This window comes from Bradyrhizobium sp. C9 (assembly GCF_002532045.1).
Classification (GTDB): domain Bacteria; phylum Pseudomonadota; class Alphaproteobacteria; order Rhizobiales; family Xanthobacteraceae; genus Bradyrhizobium.
Window position 1 is genome coordinate 69,602 of the sequence record NZ_NWTG01000024.1, and the last position, 16,108, is coordinate 85,709.

At 66.4% G+C, this 16,108-nt stretch carries 10 protein-coding genes; 4 read left to right on the forward strand and 6 right to left on the reverse strand.

Going from position 1 to position 16,108, the window contains the following annotated elements; all coding sequences use genetic code 11:
• Positions 1 to 8: 8 nt before the first annotated feature.
• Positions 9 to 3,161 (forward strand): efflux RND transporter permease subunit, encoded by a 3,153-nt coding sequence (locus CO675_RS32370; RefSeq protein ID WP_097675822.1) that lies wholly within the window; start codon positions 9 to 11, stop codon positions 3,159 to 3,161.
• A gap of 231 nt (positions 3,162 to 3,392) precedes the next feature.
• Here CO675_RS32370 and CO675_RS32375 read toward each other — a convergent pair whose 3' ends face one another.
• The 5 genes from CO675_RS32375 to CO675_RS32395 are packed head-to-tail and all read right to left on the reverse strand — an operon-like array spanning position 3,393 to position 9,161.
• Positions 3,393 to 4,028, reverse strand: coding sequence for a pyridoxamine 5'-phosphate oxidase family protein (locus tag CO675_RS32375; RefSeq protein WP_097675823.1), 636 nt, complete (start codon positions 4,026 to 4,028; stop codon positions 3,393 to 3,395).
• 24 nt (positions 4,029 to 4,052) lie between these two features.
• Positions 4,053 to 5,756 carry a dipeptide ABC transporter ATP-binding protein gene (locus CO675_RS32380; RefSeq protein WP_097675824.1) on the reverse strand — a complete coding sequence of 568 codons (1,704 nt, stop codon included), beginning with the start codon at positions 5,754 to 5,756 and terminating at the stop codon, positions 4,053 to 4,055.
• Positions 5,753 to 6,586: an ABC transporter permease gene (locus CO675_RS32385; RefSeq protein WP_097675825.1), complete on the reverse strand. Its 834-nt coding sequence runs from the start codon at positions 6,584 to 6,586 to the stop codon at positions 5,753 to 5,755. Before CO675_RS32385 ends, CO675_RS32380 begins: the two co-directional genes overlap by 4 nt.
• Positions 6,586 to 7,587 (reverse strand): ABC transporter permease, encoded by a 1,002-nt coding sequence (locus CO675_RS32390; RefSeq protein ID WP_097675826.1) that lies wholly within the window; start codon positions 7,585 to 7,587, stop codon positions 6,586 to 6,588. The genes CO675_RS32385 and CO675_RS32390 overlap by 1 nt, the downstream gene beginning before the upstream one ends.
• A complete protein-coding gene (locus CO675_RS32395) occupies positions 7,584 to 9,161 on the reverse strand; it encodes an ABC transporter substrate-binding protein (RefSeq protein WP_097675827.1) in 1,578 nt (525 codons plus the stop codon). The genes CO675_RS32390 and CO675_RS32395 overlap by 4 nt, the downstream gene beginning before the upstream one ends.
• A 228-nt stretch (positions 9,162 to 9,389) precedes the next feature.
• On the opposite strand from CO675_RS32395, the gene CO675_RS32400 reads away from it, so the two are divergent.
• Positions 9,390 to 10,208, forward strand: a complete 819-nt coding sequence (locus CO675_RS32400; RefSeq protein WP_245453021.1) for an AraC family transcriptional regulator — start codon at positions 9,390 to 9,392, stop codon at positions 10,206 to 10,208.
• 242 nt (positions 10,209 to 10,450) lie between these two features.
• Here CO675_RS32400 and CO675_RS32405 read toward each other — a convergent pair whose 3' ends face one another.
• The gene (locus CO675_RS32405) at positions 10,451 to 11,125 is read right to left on the reverse strand and encodes a Crp/Fnr family transcriptional regulator (RefSeq protein WP_097675829.1); all 675 of its coding nucleotides are present in this window, start codon (positions 11,123 to 11,125) and stop codon (positions 10,451 to 10,453) included.
• Positions 11,126 to 11,337: 212 nt separating this feature from the next.
• Between CO675_RS32405 and CO675_RS32410 the strand changes: the two genes are divergently transcribed.
• The gene (locus tag CO675_RS32410; protein ID WP_097675830.1) at positions 11,338 to 13,416 is read left to right on the forward strand and encodes an AsmA family protein; all 2,079 of its coding nucleotides are present in this window, start codon (positions 11,338 to 11,340) and stop codon (positions 13,414 to 13,416) included.
• 137 nt (positions 13,417 to 13,553) lie between these two features.
• Positions 13,554 to 15,989, forward strand: coding sequence for an adenylate/guanylate cyclase domain-containing protein (locus CO675_RS32415; protein ID WP_097675831.1), 2,436 nt, complete (start codon positions 13,554 to 13,556; stop codon positions 15,987 to 15,989).
• Positions 15,990 to 16,108: the final 119 nt, after the last annotated feature.

Consider the following 16,108-nt stretch of genomic DNA (forward strand, 5'->3'; position numbering starts at 1 on the left):
ATACGCTAATGGCTTTGAACATCTCGGCATGGTCGATCCGGAACCCGCTTCCCTCGATCGTCTTCTCGATCATCCTGCTGGTGCTGGGGTGGGTCTCCTTCACCAAGCTCGCCGTGACGCGGCTGCCGAGCGCCGACATTCCGGTGATCTCGGTCGCGGTCTCGCAATTCGGCGCCGCGCCTTCGGAACTTGAATCGCAGGTCACCAAGACGATCGAGGACGGCGTCTCCGGTGTCGAGGGCGTGCGCCATATCTCCTCCTCGATCACCGACGGCCTGTCGGTGACCACGATCCAGTTCGCGCTGGAGACCAACACCGACCGCGCGCTCAACGACGTCAAGGACGCCGTGACCCGCGTGCGCGCCAACCTGCCGCAGAACGTCACCGAGCCCTTGATCCAGCGCGTCGACGTCATCGGCCTGCCGATCGTGACCTATGCCGCGATCTCGCCCGGCAAGACGCCGGAGCAGCTATCTTACTTCGTCGACGACGTGGTCAAGCGCGCGCTGCAGGGCGTGCGCGGCGTCGCCCAGGTCGAGCGCATCGGCGGTGTCGAGCGCGAGATCCTGGTCTCGCTCGATCCCGACAAGCTGCAGGCGGTGGGGCTCACCGCGGTCAATGTCAGCCAGATCCTGCGCGGCACCAATGTCGACGTCGCCGGCGGCCGCGCCGAGATCGGCAAGAACGACCAGGCGATCCGCACGCTGGCCGGCGCCAAGACGCTGAACGAGCTCGCCGGCACCATGATTCCGCTGTTCGGCGGCGGCGAGATCCGGCTCGACGATCTCGGCACCGTCACCGACACGATCGCCGACCGGCGCACCTTCGCCCGCTTCAACGGCGAGCCGGTGGTGGCACTCGGCATCAAGCGCTCCAAGGGCGCCAGCGACGTCGTCGTCGCGGCTGCCGTGCAGAAGCGGATCGACGCCCTGAAGGTCGCCTATCCCGACGTCGATCTCAAGCTGATCGACACCTCGGTCGAATTCACCAAGGGCAATTACGAGGCCGCGATCTCGACCCTGTTCGAGGGCGCGATCCTCGCCGTCATCATCGTGCTGCTGTTCCTGCGCGACATGCGTGCCACCATCATCGCGGCGGTCTCGCTGCCGCTGTCGATCTTCCCGGCGTTCTGGGCGATGGACCTGCTCGGTTTCTCGCTCAACCTGGTCTCGTTCCTCGCCATCACGCTGTCGACCGGCATCCTGGTCGACGACGCCATCGTCGAGATCGAGAACATCGTCCGCCACATGCGGATGGGCAAGACGCCCTACCGGGCCGCGCTGGAGGCCGCCGACGAGATCGGCCTTGCGGTGATCGCGATCTCGCTCACCATCATCGCGATCTTCGCGCCGGCGAGCTTCATGTCCGGGATCGCCGGCCAGTTCTTCAAGCAGTTCGGCATCACCGTGTCGGTGCAGGTGTTCTTCTCGCTGCTCGCCGCGCGCTTCGTGACGCCGATGCTGGCCGCCTATTTCCTCAAGCACCATGACCACGACGATCCGCCGCCCGGCCGCATCCTGCGCAGCTATCACGGCCTCGTCACCTGGTCGGTGCGGCACTATTACATCACCGTGCTGATCGGCTTTGCGGTGTTCGCCGCGTCGATCTGGAGCATCACGCTGCTGCCGCAGGGCTTCCTGCCGGCGCAGGACACCGCGCGCTCGCTGCTGGCGATGGAACTGCCGCCCGGCTCGCAGCTGGCCTACACTGAGAAGGTCACCGAGGAGATCGTGGCGCGGCTGCGCAAGCGGCCTGAGGTGAGGAGCGTGTTCGTCGACGGCGGCCGCGTGCCGCCGGGCATCCAGGAAGTGCGCCGCGCCGCGCTGATCATCAACTACACGCCGAAGGCGGACCGCAGGATCACCCAGCGCGAGCTCGAGCTGTCGATCGGCAAGGAGCTCGACAACGTCCCCGATATCCGGTTCTGGTTCCTCGACGAGAACGGCCTGCGCGCCATCTCGCTGGTCGTCACCGGTACCGACAGCAACATCGTCAACAACGTCGCCAGCGAGCTCGCGACCCAGATGAAGCGGATTCCGATCATCGCCAACGTGATCTCGGAAACCGCGCTCGACCGACCCGAGTTGCGCATCCGTCCACGCGCCGAGCTCGCGGCGCGGCTCGGCGTCTCGACCGAAAGCCTGTCGCAGACCATCCGCGTCGCCACCATCGGCGACGTCGGCCCTGCGCTGGCCAAATTCGACGCCGGCGAGCGTCAGGTGCCGATCCGCGTCCAGCTCGAGGACAATGCGCGCAGCGATTTGCAGATGCTGGAGCAGCTGCGCGTGCCGCTGGGCCAGCGCGGCGAGCGCGGCGGCGTGCCGCTCTCGGTCGTTGCCGACATCCAGCTCGACCAGGGCCCGACCAGCATCAACCGCTACGACCGCGAGCGGCAGGCCACCGTCGCGGCCGACCTGGTCGGCAATGCCGCGCTCGGCGATGCCACCAAGCTGATCTACGACCTGCCTGTCATGAAGAGCCTGCCGAAGGGCGTGAAGGTGAGCCCGTCCGGCGACGCCGAGAGCCTCGCCGAACTGTCCGACGGCTTCGCCACCGCGATCACCGCCGGACTGATGATGGTCTATGCCGTGCTGGTGCTGCTGTTCGGCACCTTCCTGCAGCCGATCACCATCCTGTTCTCGCTGCCGCTGTCGATTGGCGGCGCTATCGGCGCGCTGCTCTTGACCGGCAAGCAGCTCACCACGCCGGTGTGGATCGGCATCCTGATGCTGATGGGCATCGTCACCAAGAACGCCATCATGCTGGTGGAGTTCGCGGTGGAGGCGATCCGCGACGGCAAGGCGCGCGAGGACGCCATGATCGACGCCGGCATGAAGCGCGCCCGCCCGATCGTGATGACCACGATCGCGATGGCCGCCGGCATGATGCCGTCCGCCCTGGCGTTCGGCGCCGGCGGCGAATTCCGCTCACCGATGGCGCTCGCGGTGATCGGCGGCCTGATCTTCTCGACCGTGCTGTCGCTGGTGTTCGTGCCGGCGATGTTCATGGTGATGGACGACATCGGCGGCCTGATCTGGCGCTTCGGCAAGCGGCTCGTGGTCTCGCATGCCGACCACGAGCTGACCCCGAGCGAGCAGCCAACCGACCAGACCAAGCGGCCGCCCGGCCCGCCGAGCGTGATCTCACCCGCGGCGGAGTGAACTGGGGACGCGGCCGGACGAGAGTATGATGCAGTCGGGCTGAATAGCGGCCGCGAAGATGATGCGCCCCCTCTCCCGCTTGCGGGGGAGGGCTGGGGTGGGGGTATCACCACGAATCCTATTGTGGAGGGAGCCCCCACCCGTCGCGCTACGCGCGCCGGCCTTCCCCGCAAGCGGGAGAGGCGAAGCGAACGCGCGGACGGGCCGCGTTTAATCAAGTCGCATCGCGCCCTAGTACAGCCGCGTGCGATAGGCCTCTTCCATCGTCTTCTCAGCGACCTCGACCTCGACGGCCGCGGTCTGCTCGGCGATGATGCGGCCGAGCGTCGGGAAGCTGTGGCGCTCGACCTGGGCGGCCGGATTCCAGAGCTTCGAGCGCATCAGCGCCTTGCCGCAATGGAAGTAGGTCTCATCGACATGCACCTTGATGCCGATGATCGGGGTGACGTTCTGCACCGTCAGCGGCGTCAAGAGATCCGACTCCTGCGAGATCTCGGCTCGCCCGTTGATCCGCAGGGTCTCGTTGATGCCAGGCACCATGAAGATCAGCCCGATCCCGGGCGAAGCGATGATATTGCCGAACGTATCGACCCGGTTGTTGCCGCGGCGATCCGGGATCAGCAGTGTCTTGTCGTCGAGCACCGAGACGAAGCCCGGTGCATCGCCGCGCGGACTGGCGTCGGCATGGCCCTTGCCGTCGCTGGAGGCGATGACCAGGAACGGCGACAGCGCGATGAAGTCGCGGCAGAACTTGTCGAGATGGTTGAGCACCTTCTTCTCGGCGAGCGGGCTCAATTGCCCGAAATGCGCGCGAAGATCCTCCTGCGACTTGACCGGCGGCTTGCCGCCTGCGCCCTCGTGACCCATAGTGAACCTCCCTTTGTTGTTAGTCTATACCGCGTCGATGCCGGAAGCGATCCTTGCCGCATGGCGCGCATCAGCCGTGGCCGCAAAGCCCGGCTGGTCGAAGAAGTCGCGGCCGGGGATCGCATCGAGCAGGTCGCGCGTATAGGCCTGGCGCGGCGCAGTGAAGACCTCGGCGGTGGTGCCCTCCTCGACGATGCGCCCCTTCTGCAAGACGATGACGCGATCGGCGATCTCGGCGGCGATCCGCAGATCATGGGTGATGAAGATCATCGCAAGCCGCATCTCCTGGCGCAGCTCGGCGAGCAGCGCCAGCACCTGGGCCTGCACCGAGACGTCGAGCGCCGACACCGCTTCGTCGGCGATCAACACCCGCGGCTTGAGCGCCAGCGCCCGCGCGATGCAGATGCGCTGGCGCTGGCCGCCCGAGAATTCGTGCGGGTAGCGATCCGCGGCGGTCTCCGCGAGGCCGGCCCGGACCAGCAGTTGCCTCGCCTGCGCCATCGCCTCTGATCGCGACGTGCCATAGGCCATCGGGCCGCGCGCGATGGCATCGCCAACCTTCTGCCGCGGATCGAGGCTGGCAAAGGGATCCTGGAACACGATCTGGAGCTGCCGCCGCGCCTGGCGCAGCGCCTCGCCGCGCAGTTGCCGAAGGTCCGCACCGCCGAAACGGATGGCGCCGGCATCCGGCTCGGTCAGCCGCATGATCATGCGGCCGAGCGTCGATTTGCCGGAGCCGGATTCGCCGACAACGGCGAGCGTCTCGCCCTCGTGCAGGGTCAGCGTGATGCCATCCGCGGCGACCACCTCGCGCGGCGGCTGCAGCCAGCCGCGCTTGACCCGGAAGGTCTTCTGCAGGCCGACGACTTCCAGCAGCGGCTCCGGCCGCACGATCGTCTCATGGATGTCGGCAAGGCGCGCCTTCGGCACCGCATCGATCAGTTCGCGGGTGTAGGCGGCCTGCGGATTGCGCAGCACCTCACCGGCGGCGCCCTGCTCGACCACCTTGCCATGGCGCAGCACCACGACGCGATCGGCGACATCGGCGACGACGCCGAAATCATGGGTGATCAGCAACACGCCCATGCCGCGCTCGCGCCGGAGATCGTCGATCAGCCGCAGGATCTGGCGCTGGGTCGTGACATCGAGCGCGGTGGTCGGCTCGTCGGCGATCAGGAGCGCGGGCCGGTTGGCCATCGCCATCGCGATCATCACGCGCTGGCGCTGGCCGCCCGAAAGCTCGAACGGGTAGCTCTTTTCCAGCAGTTGCGGGTTCGGCAACCCGACCTGCGTCAGCAAGGTCTGCACCCGCGCGCGGACCTCAGCCGTCGATGGCGTGGGCTGCTGGTGCGCCAGGATCATCTCCTCGATCTGCTTGCCGACCCGCTTGAGCGGATTGAGCGAAGACAACGGCTCCTGGAAGATCATCGCAGCATTGCCGCCGCGCAGCTTTCGCAGCCCGCGGCCGTCGAGCTTCGACGGATCCTGCCCCGCGACCGTTACGGTGCCGGACACGATGTCGACGCCGCGCGGCAACAGCTGCAGCACCGCATGGGCGATCATCGACTTGCCTGAGCCGGATTCGCCGACCAGGCAGACCACCTCGTTGGGCTTGATCGCAAACGACACATTCTCGACCGCGAACGGCCGGTCGCCGCCCTTTGGCAGCGCGATCGAGAGACGCTCGACCGCAAGGACCGGCGCGCTGGACTGCATGGCCTCGCTCATGACCGGCGCCTCGAGACGCGCGGGTTGAGGACATCGGACAGGCCCTCGCCGAACAGATTGATCGCCAGCACCGTGACGAGGATGGCAAGGCCGGGAAACACGCTCATCCACCACGCATTGCGGATCACGGTGCGTCCGGCGCCGATCATGAAGCCCCATGACATCAGATTGGGATCGCCGAGCCCCATGAAGGACAGTGCGCTTTCCAGCAGGATCGCGGTCGCGACCGTCAGCGACGTCACCACCAGGATCGGCGAGATCGCATTCGGCAGGATGTGGCCGAGCACGATGCGCCAGGTGCGCTCGCCCTGGCACAGCGCCGCCTCGACGAATTCGCGATTGCGAAGGCGCAGGAACTCCGCGCGCGTCAGCCGCGCCAGCGGCGGCCAGCTCACCGCACCGATGGTGAGGATGATCGTGAGCAGCGACGGATTGAAGGTCGCGACCAGCAGGATGGCCAGCACGAAGGCCGGAATGGTCTGGAACAATTCCGTCATCCGCATCAGCACCAGATCGACCTTGCCGCCGAAATAGCCCGAGATCGCGCCGACCACGACGCCGATCGCCATCGCCGCGAGCGCCGATGCGATGCCGATCAGCAGCGAGACCCGCGCGCCGTAGGCGACGCCGGCTGCGACATCGCGGCCGAGCGTATCGCCGCCAAGCCACAGCCCGTCCTCGCCGGGCGGCGTGAACGGCGCCCCGACCATCTCCCAGGGCGAGACCGGAAACACGATCGGCGCAATGATCGCGACGACAACGACGACGAGCAGCAGGACCAGCCCGATCATGCCGCTGGGATGACGCAGGAAGGCGCGCACCGTCTCCATCACGCCGCTCCCGTGGTCATGCGCGGATCGATCAACCGGTAGACCAGGTCGGTCAGGAGATTGAGCGCGATCACGACGATCGAGAGGATCAGGAAGATGCCGAGCAGGACCGGATAGTCGCGTTGCAGCAGCGCCTCGAAGGTCAGGCGGCCGAGGCCGGGCCAGGCAAACACCGTCTCGATCACCACGGCGCCGCCGACCAGCGCGCCGGCCTGCATGCCGGCGACGGTGACGACCGGAACCAGCGCATTGCGCAGCATGTGGCCGACCACGATGCGCGTTCCGGACAAGCCCTTGGCGCGCGCCGTCTTGATGAAGTCCTGCTGGGCGACCTCGATGATCGAGGAGCGCATCAGCCGCGCATAGATCGCGAGGTAGATCGCTGCCAGCGACGTCACCGGCATGATCATGTGCTTCATGATGTCGAGCGCATGCGCGAGCGGCGAGAGCTGGACGTTGATGGTCTCGTAGCCGAACGGCGGCAGCCAGCCGAGCGTCACCGAGAACACCAGCACCAGCATCAGGCCGAGCCAGAACACCGGCGTCGCATACAGCACGAGCGAGAGCACGGTGAACACCGTATCGAGCACGCTGCCGGCCGCGAGCCCTGCCAGCGCGCCGAGCGCGGTGCCGATCAGGAGCGCAAGGCAGAACGCCGTCACCGTCAGCAGCAGCGTCGCCGGCAGCCGCTCGAGGATCAGATCGACGACGGGGCGGCGCTGGCGATAGGAATAGCCGAGATCGAGCCTGACGACGCGGCTGAGGTGGCTGACGAGCTGCACGAAATACGGCTTGTCGAGCCCGTACTCCTTGCGCAGATCGTCGAGCAGCTTTGGATCGGACGCGCCGGACTGCCCGGCCATCACCTGGGCCGGGTCGCCGGGCGCGGCCCGCACCAGCACGAAGTTGAACGTCGCGATGACGAGGATCACGGCGACGAGCTGGGCGATGCGGCTGATCGCCTGGAGCCCGATCGCCGCTGCGCTCCCGAGCCGGGTCACGATTTGTAGACCGACCCGAAGGTTTCGTGCGAGCCGATGCCCGTGGTCACGATGTTCTTGAACGCCTTGTCGTAAATGATGGGGTATTCGATCTCGAGCGTCCAGGCCACCGGCACATCCTCGACCAGGATCTGCTGCACCTTGCTGTAGAGTTCCTGGCGCTTGGCTTCATCGAGCGTGATGGCGGCCTCGTCGAACAGTCTGTCGACTTCCGGGTTCGAGTAGCCTTGCGTGTTCGAGAACAGGATGCCCTTCTTGATGTTCGACGAAATATAGGTGCGGGCGACGCCGAGCGCGGGATCGCCGAGCTGGTAGAGCAGGTTCTGGGTCATCTCATAGTCCCAGTTGCCGACCTTCTCGGCCCAGCCGGCCATGTCGGTGCCCACAAGCACGAGGTCGATGCCGACGCGCGCAAAGCTCTGGCGGAAGAATTCGCCGGCGCGCTGATAGGACTCGCCATAGGGCGGCACGATGTACTTGATCTCGGCCCGCTTGCCGCTGGCGCCCACCTTCAAGCCCATGTCGTCGAGCAGCGCCTTGGCCTTGTCCACCGAGAACTCGTAGCGCTTCACGTTCGGATCGTAGAACCGCGTCTTCGACGAGATCGGGCCGGTTGCGACCTTGGCGTTGCCGAAATACACCCGCTTGCTGAACGCCTCGCGATCGATCAGGTGCATCACCGCCTGCCGGAACCGTTTGTCGTTCATCGGCGCGATGCGGTTGTTCATTTCGAGCCACTGATGCGGCGCGAAGTATTCGTAGCCCTTGGTGGTGAATTCGAGGTTCTTCTGCGCCTTGAAGCGCTGCACGTCGTAGAATTCGACGTCGGACCATTGCACCAGCTGCACGGTGCCGTTCTCGAGCGCGAGCGCGCGCGACGCCGCATCCGGGATCACGCGATAGACGATCTCGTCGAGATAAGGCTCGTCCTTCAGATAGTAGCCGTCGTGGCGGACGAGGTGCACGTGCGAGCCGCGCACCCATTCCTTCAGCTTGAACGGGCCGGTGCCGATCGCCTTGTCGTTCTCCGGGTTCTTGCGATAGTCGGTGCCGTCGTAGATGTGCTTGGGCACGATCGGCGCGGAGGTGCAGTCGAAGCAGCCGATGAACGGCGCGAACGGCTGCTTCAGCTTGAACACGACGGTGAGCGGATCGGGCGCCTCGGCCAACGCCACGCGGGCGAAATTCTGCCGCGCGCGCGGATGCGTTTCCACCAGCAGCTTCATGCAGCTGAAGACCACGTCCTCCGAGGTCATCGGCTTGCCGTCGTGGAAGGTGATGCCGGGAAACAGCTTGAATGTATAGGTCAGGCCGTCGGGTGAGATCTCCCAGGACTGCGCCATGCCGGGCATCGGCTTGAGGTCGGCGCCGTATTTCAGCAGGCCTTCATAGATCTTGCCGCCGAGCGTCAAGGTCGGCTGCTGCTGGTTCAGCGCGGTCACGAGAACCGGCGGCTCCGGCTGAATGATGGTGTTGAGCGTTCCACCGCGGGTCTGGCCCGCCGCCCGCGTGATGCCGAACGGGATGGCTGCACCGCAGGCCAGCATCGCCTTGGTGAATTCGCGTCTGTTCATCGGACCTCTCCGTCGCTGCGCATCAGGCATTCGATTTCGGCGAATGTCGCGGGGTGAGGCATTGTTGCCAAACGCCGTATCCCGCGCTACCTGAATGGGGACAACAACCATCGCGATCGGGCCAACTGGCCCGGAAGATGCATGAGCACCCTGCGAAAACGACGATCGATCAGGAGCTCACGACACTTGAAAGTCGCAGCGCGACGAAATGACACCGCCGGTTTGCGCGTGTGCCGCAAGCAAGCCGGTCCCGTAGCCGCCGCGCATTATGCCGGACAACTGCAACAGGTCGAACGGCCGCTCGCGGCGATGGCGGCCTCTTACCCGAACGAAAGCACGAGCGCGCGACACGCGCACCGACGCGATCAGTTCATCCTGCAGACCGCAGGCGTGACCTCGATGATGACCGAGCGCGGCCATTTCGTCGTGCCGCCCGGACACGGCCTGTGGATTCCCGCCGGCGTCGCCCACCAATCGCGCGCATGGGGCGAGGTCGAGATCCAGACCGTCTATGTCACGCCGGATCGCGTGCGGAATGCGCCGGCGACCTGCCGCCTGATCAGGGTCTCCGCGCTGGTCGAAGCGCTGATGGAAGAAGCGGTGCATATGCCGACGCGTTACGACCCGGAAGGGCGCGACGGCCGGCTGGTCGATTTCCTGCTCGATGAGATCGGCAGGATGCCCGAAGTGTCGTTGCATGTGCAGGTGCCGCCCGATCCGCGGCTCGCCGCGATCTGCGAAGCGGTGCTGGTCGATCCGAGCTCCGATCTCACGCTCGACGAATGGGCCGATCGCAGCCAGCTCAGCCGGCGCACCTTGACGCGGCTGTTCCGCCGCGAGACCGGACAGAGCTTTGCGGCCTGGCGCCAGCGGGTGCGGCTGCTCGAAGCGCTGGCGCGGCTCGGCGCCGGCGAAGCCGTCACCTGCGTTGCGCTCGACGTCGGCTATGACAGCCCGAGCGCCTTCGCCGCGATGTTCAAGCGCGAGCTCGGCGCCGCGCCGCGCCAGTATCTGCGCTGGGCCAATCCCGAAGTGGTGATGAGGTAGGCGAATTCGCGTCACGCACGCGGAACGCAAAACCCCTGCGGTCAACGGGAAAGACCGCAGGGGTTTGCAGGTGGATGGCGTGAGGCCAGCAAGGCTGGGTGTCACCCCAAGGACCGGCACGCGGATGAAAGCGATACCCGCCTCGTCATGCAAGCAAGTCTTTTAGGCAGGAGTGCGTCAACATTTGCAAGCAAGGCGCGCGAGAGGACGGCGATCCTCGCGCGCGCGTTGCATGCAACCGTTTAATCGTTGCGTGCGACCGCCGTAAGCTTGGTCATGTTGTGCAGCATGATCCGGCCGCGCTGCAGGTCGACGATGCCATCCTTGCGCCAGGTCTGCAGTTGCCGGTTGACGCTCTCACGCGCGGCGCCGACGAAGATGCCGAGCTGTTCCTGCGAGATGTGCACCTCGGAACCGAAATCCTCGGCCAGCGCGCACAGCCGGCGCGCAAGGCGGACCGGCAATGGCTGCAGCACGGATTCTTCCATCCGCTCGCTCTGCCAACGGATACGCTGGCAGAGCAATTCGATCAGGCGGACCGCAACCTTCGGCTCGCGCTCGAGAAAGCCCAGGAAATCCTCCCGCCGCAGGACAAACAATTCGGTCGGCTCGCCCGCGGTCGCATCCGCGGTGCGATCCTGACCGTCGAGCACGGCGACTTCGCCGAACAGGTCGCCCGATCCCATGAAGTTCAGTGTGAGCCGGCTGCCGTCGGAGGCGCCGGTTTCGATGCGCACCTGGCCGCGGCGGACCCCAAACAGAGCATCGCCGGGATCGCCTTTCTGGAACAGAACCTCGCCGGAGGCGAGCTGCTGGGTGTGGCAGAGGCCCGAAAGCCGCGCCAATTCGTCCGCACCGAGATCGGCGAACATAGGGTTCATTTTCAGAATGACCGCAAATTCGGCCTGTTTGCTCATTGTATTGCCTTCCAAATCGATCCGAGCGGTCCCCTGACGCCCGGTTAGCAACAATCACCCTCATAAGAGTGTGGGAGAGGTCACATAAGTTCATGCTGGTAACGGATTATTTTTCGCCTCGTTGGAGCGAGGTCCCGTTTGCGGGATAATCTCGCGCGATCGGCCGTGCCTTTCCGCGGCGGAACCCTGTCTGCCCGGCCTGGAATATCGAGATGAGAGCACTGAAATTCGCCGGGGCCGCCATCGCTGTCGTGATCGTGATCATCGCGCTGGTGGCCACGGTCGGGATCCCGTCCTCGTTCCTCACCTCGGCCATCACCGAGCGGGTCGAGCGGGAGAGCGGCTACACGCTGACCATCAATGGCGGCGCCAGGATTGGACTGTGGCCGACCGTCACCCTGACCTTGAGCGACGTCGTGCTGCAGGACCCGCGGGAGCGCGAGGTCAACACCCGGTTCGCGGCCGATCGGGTCGACGCCGAGATGACGCTGTCGAGCCTGTGGTCGGGCCGGCCCGAGATCACCGACCTTGCGATCGTCAAGCCGGTGATCAACCTGCCGCTGCAGCGCGAACGCACCCGCGACCATAATCCGCCGGCAAAGTCTTCCGCCTCCGAGAGCGGCGGCCTCACGATCCGGCATGTCAATATCAGCGGCGGCACCATCGTGTTCGCCAATGTGCGCGACCGGGTCGAAAACCGGATCGAGACGCTCAATGCCGATGCGACCATCGGCAACGACCGCAAGATCGTCGTCACGGGGAGTGCGAGCGCCAGTGACAAGCCGCTGAAGTTCGAGATCCGCGCGACCGCGCCGCAAGCGCCGCTGGAACGCTCGAGCGTGCCGGCCGAATTCAACATCGACGCACCCGGCCTGTTGCCCGCGGCGATCAAGGCGAATGCGGAGGCCCGCCTGAACGGCACGGTGCTGATGTTCAACGGCGTATCGGGCACGCTCGGCGATGGCGGTTTCACCGGCTGGGCCTCGGTCGACTTCGCCAGCAACAAGCCGCTGGTGAAGCTCGATCTCGACTTTCAGCGCATCTCGGTGGCGCTGACGCCGAGCCACTCCGATGCGGCGCAGCCGCTCGGCACCAACATTTGGAGCAACGCGTCGATCGACCTTTCCGGACTCAACTACGTCGACGCGCAGGCACGCATCTCGGCGGCGGAGCTCGTGGTCGGTGACGGCCGCTTCGCGCAGGCGGCGATCGATGCATCTGTCGACAGCGGCGTGCTGAAGGGAAAGCTCGTCGATCTCGGCGCCTATGAGGGCACCGCCAATGGCGACCTCACGATCGACGCGCGGGCCGCGACGCCGACCTACGCGCTGCGGCTCGATCTCGCCGGCGTGCGCGCGCTGCCGGTGCTGAAGAGCCTCGCCGAATTCGACAAGCTCGACGGCAAGATGCAGGCCAAGGTCGCGCTCGCCTCGCAGGGCACCAGCGCGCGCGCCATCGTCGGCGGTCTCGGCGGCACCGCCTTCGTCGTGTTCCAGGACGGCAAGATCCTCGGCCTCAACGTCGCGCAGATGATCCGCAACCTCACCACCAGCACCTTGTCGGGCTGGCAGCAGGGCCAGGAGCTGTCGACCGACCTCAGCCAGCTCTCGGCCTCGTTCAAGCTCGACAAGGGCCAGGCCGTCACCACCGATCTCAATCTGATAGGACCGCTGGTGAAGATGAGCGGGGTCGGCACCGTCGATCTCAACACCCGTCAGATCGGGTTCCGCGTCGAGCCGCAGCTCGTGATGACCACCGAGGGCCAGGGCCGCACCGGCAATCCGGTCGGCCTCGGCATCCCCGTGATGATCGAGGGGCCGTGGGTGAGCCCGCGGATCTATCCGGAGATGCAGGGCATCCTCGACAACCCCCAGGCCGCCTACGCCAAGCTCAAGGAGATGGGCAAGGGCCTGTTCGGGGCGAATGGCCAGGGTCTGAACCAAGGCCTGAGCCAGGGCCTGAACGGACTGACCAACCTCCTCAACGGCGTGCAGGGCGGCGGGACCGCCGCGCAGCCCGGCACCGCCCAGGCGCCAGCCGGCGCGGCCGCCGGCCAGAACAGCCCGCTCGGCGGGCAGCTCGGCGACACCATCGGGAACTTGCTGCAGCAGGGCCTCTCGACCCTCAATCAGGGCAACGCCTCCCGCCCGAGCCGCAGCCTGGCTCAGCCCACGCCGGACGCGCCGGCGGCCGCCGCACCACCACCGCCTGCTCCGCCATCGACCGACACCGCCGAGCAGCACGACAATCCCGCGATGAACGACGTGCTGCGGCAGCTGTTCAACCGCTGAATATTCCCGGATATCCCCCGCCGGAATGCAGGGCTAACCATGCGACGGGAGGCCCCGCCTTGCCCGGCCGATCCGTGCTAAACAGCAGCGGATACAGTGGCGCACCCGACTGATCGGAGGGGAACGGACGAGGTTGAATGAACGGGGCACCGGACAAGGGCGAGAACTGGTTCCTGCGCGGCGGCCTGTTCGCCAAATACGTCCTCGCGCTGGTCGGCCTCGTCGTGTTCGTGCTGGCGGTCAACGGTGCGCTCGAGACCTGGATCAGCTACCGCGGCATCAAGAGCACGCTGACGGACGCGATGAGCGAGAAGGCGGACGCCACCGCCAAGCGCATCGAGCAGTCGATCGCCGATCTCGAGCGCCAGATCTCCTGGGTCACCCGCGCCTCCTCCAACACCATCGAGCTCCGCCGCGCCGACTATGCCCAGCTGCTCGGCCAGGTGCCGGCGGTGAACCAGCTCACCTTGATCAATGGCCAGGGCCGCGAGATGCTGCGGCTGTCGCGCCAGACCGTCACCCTGAACTCCAATGCCGATCTCTCCCGCGACCTCCGCTTCACCGAGGCGGTCGAGCGTGGCACCGCCTACGCACCCGCATACTTCCGCGACGAGCGGCCGTATATGTCGATCGGCGAGCAGCATTCCGGCTTCAACGCCGGCGTCACCGTGGCCGAGATCGACCTGCGCTTCCTGGACGACTATTTCGGCGATTCCCAGGTCGGCCGGACCGCCTATGCCTATCTCGTCGACGCCAAGGGCCGCGTGCTGGCGAGCTCGTCGAAGGGCCCGGAGATCGGCAAGGATCTCGCCGCGCTGCCGCAGGTCGCGGCGGTTCTGTCGCGGAGCGGCAGACCGATCGCCTCCGGCAAGGATGTCGACGGCAACGCGGTGCTGACGACCGCGACAGCAGCGCCGGACCTCGGCTGGCACGTGTTCTATGAGCAGCCGACCGCACAGGCGCTGTCGCCGATCCGCGACCAGCTGGTGCGCATCGCGCTGCTGATCGCGCTCGGCCTCGTGGTCGCGATCATCGCCGGCACGATTCTGGCGCGGCGCATGCTGGTGCCGATCACGGCGCTGCGCACCGGCGCGCGGCGGCTCGGGGCCGGCGATTTCGGCCATCGCATCGAGGTGAAGACCGCGGATGAGCTGGAGGAGCTCGCTGGTCAATTCAACAGCATGGCGGGCCAGCTTGCCGAGACCTATTCCGATCTCGAAGGCAAGGTGAAGGAGCGCACGCGAGACCTCGCGCAATCGATCAACGAGCTGAAGGTGCTGGAGGAGGTCGGCCGCGCGGTGGCCTCCTCGCTCGACCTCAACGCGGTGCTGCCGACGGTCGCCGCCCGCGCGCTCGAGATCACCCATGCCGACGCCGTATTGATCTACGGCTATGACGCCGCGCAGCGCACGTTCAACCTGACGCAATCGATCGGCATCGACGCCGCCGCCGAGGGCCGGCATCGCGCGATCGATGCGGCGGACAGCCCGCTTGCCGAGGCCGCCGCCAAGGGCGAGCCGCTGGCCTTCCCTGACCTCGCAGCAAGTCCGGATCATCCGCTGCGCGACGTCGTGGTCGGCGCCGGCTTCCACTCGGTGCTGGTGGTGCCGCTGGTCGACCAGCAGGGCGTGCTCGGTTCGCTGGTGGTGCTGCGCAAGGCCGCCGGCGATTTCCCCGCGAGCCTGATCGGCCTGATGAAGACTTTTGCGCACCAGGCCGTGCTGGCGATGCGCAATGCGCGGCTGTTCACTGAGGTGGACCAGAAGAGCCACGCGCTGGAGCAGGCCAATTCCACCGTGCGCGAGCAGGCCGACAAGCTGCGCGAGCAGACGGAAGCGCTCAAGGACTGGAACAAGTCGCTGGAGCAGCGGGTCGAGACCCAGCTCGGCGAGATCGAGCGCATCCGAAGGCTCGAGCGTTTCCTGGCGCCGCAGGTGGCGCAACTGATCGCCTCGTCAGACAATCCCGAGGGCCTGCTCGACAGCCACCGCCGCGAAGTCACCGTCGTGTTCTGCGATTTGCGCGGCTTCACCGCCTTCACCGAGGCGACCGAGCCGGAAGAGGCGATGAACGTGCTGCGCGAATATCACGCGGCGCTCGGCAAGCTGATCTTCAAGTATGAGGGCACGCTCGACAAATATGCCGGCGACGGCGTGATGATCCTGTTCAACGCGCCGATCCAGCTGGCCGACCACACCGCGCGCGCGGTGCGGATGGCGGTGGAGATGCGCGACACGGTCGGCCCCCTGACCGAGAAGTGGCGCAACCGCGGCCATAGCCTCGGCTTCGGCATCGGCATCGCCGTCGGCTATGCCACGCTCGGCCAGGTCGGCTTCGAGCAGCGGCTGGAATATGCCGCGATCGGCAGCGTCACCAACCTCGCCTCCCGCCTGTGCGGCGAAGCCAGGCCCAACCAGATCGTGGTCAGCCGCCGCGTCTACGGCATCGTCGAGCCCCACGTCGAAGGCCGCGCCATCGACGACCTCGTGCTGAAGGGCTTCAATCACCCGATCCTGGCCGCGGAGATCCTGAGCTGGAAGGGCGAGCCATCAGCGGAGGCGGCGGCGGAGTGATCCGCGCTCCCTCCAATCGCCGGTCGCCAGCGGGAACCCGCTACCGCCCGAACCTTGCATTCGCGCGGAAAGTGTGTATATTGGGGCCATTCGATTAGCCGTTGCGCCTTGTTGAATGG

What these genes read in the sequence shown, in the direction of transcription:
- CO675_RS32370 (WP_097675822.1), top strand. Translation starts at nt 9, where the DNA reads ATGGCTTTGAACATCTCGGCATGGTCGATCCGGAACCCGCTTCCCTCG.
- CO675_RS32375 (WP_097675823.1), bottom strand. Translation starts at nt 4,028, where the DNA reads ATGGGTCACGAGGGCGCAGGCGGCAAGCCGCCGGTCAAGTCGCAGGAG.
- CO675_RS32380 (WP_097675824.1), bottom strand. Translation starts at nt 5,756, where the DNA reads ATGAGCGAGGCCATGCAGTCCAGCGCGCCGGTCCTTGCGGTCGAGCGT.
- CO675_RS32385 (WP_097675825.1), bottom strand. Translation starts at nt 6,586, where the DNA reads ATGGAGACGGTGCGCGCCTTCCTGCGTCATCCCAGCGGCATGATCGGG.
- CO675_RS32395 (WP_097675827.1), bottom strand. Translation starts at nt 9,161, where the DNA reads ATGAACAGACGCGAATTCACCAAGGCGATGCTGGCCTGCGGTGCAGCC.
- CO675_RS32405 (WP_097675829.1), bottom strand. Translation starts at nt 11,125, where the DNA reads ATGAGCAAACAGGCCGAATTTGCGGTCATTCTGAAAATGAACCCTATG.
- CO675_RS32410 (WP_097675830.1), top strand. Translation starts at nt 11,338, where the DNA reads ATGAGAGCACTGAAATTCGCCGGGGCCGCCATCGCTGTCGTGATCGTG.
- CO675_RS32415 (WP_097675831.1), top strand. Translation starts at nt 13,554, where the DNA reads ATGAACGGGGCACCGGACAAGGGCGAGAACTGGTTCCTGCGCGGCGGC.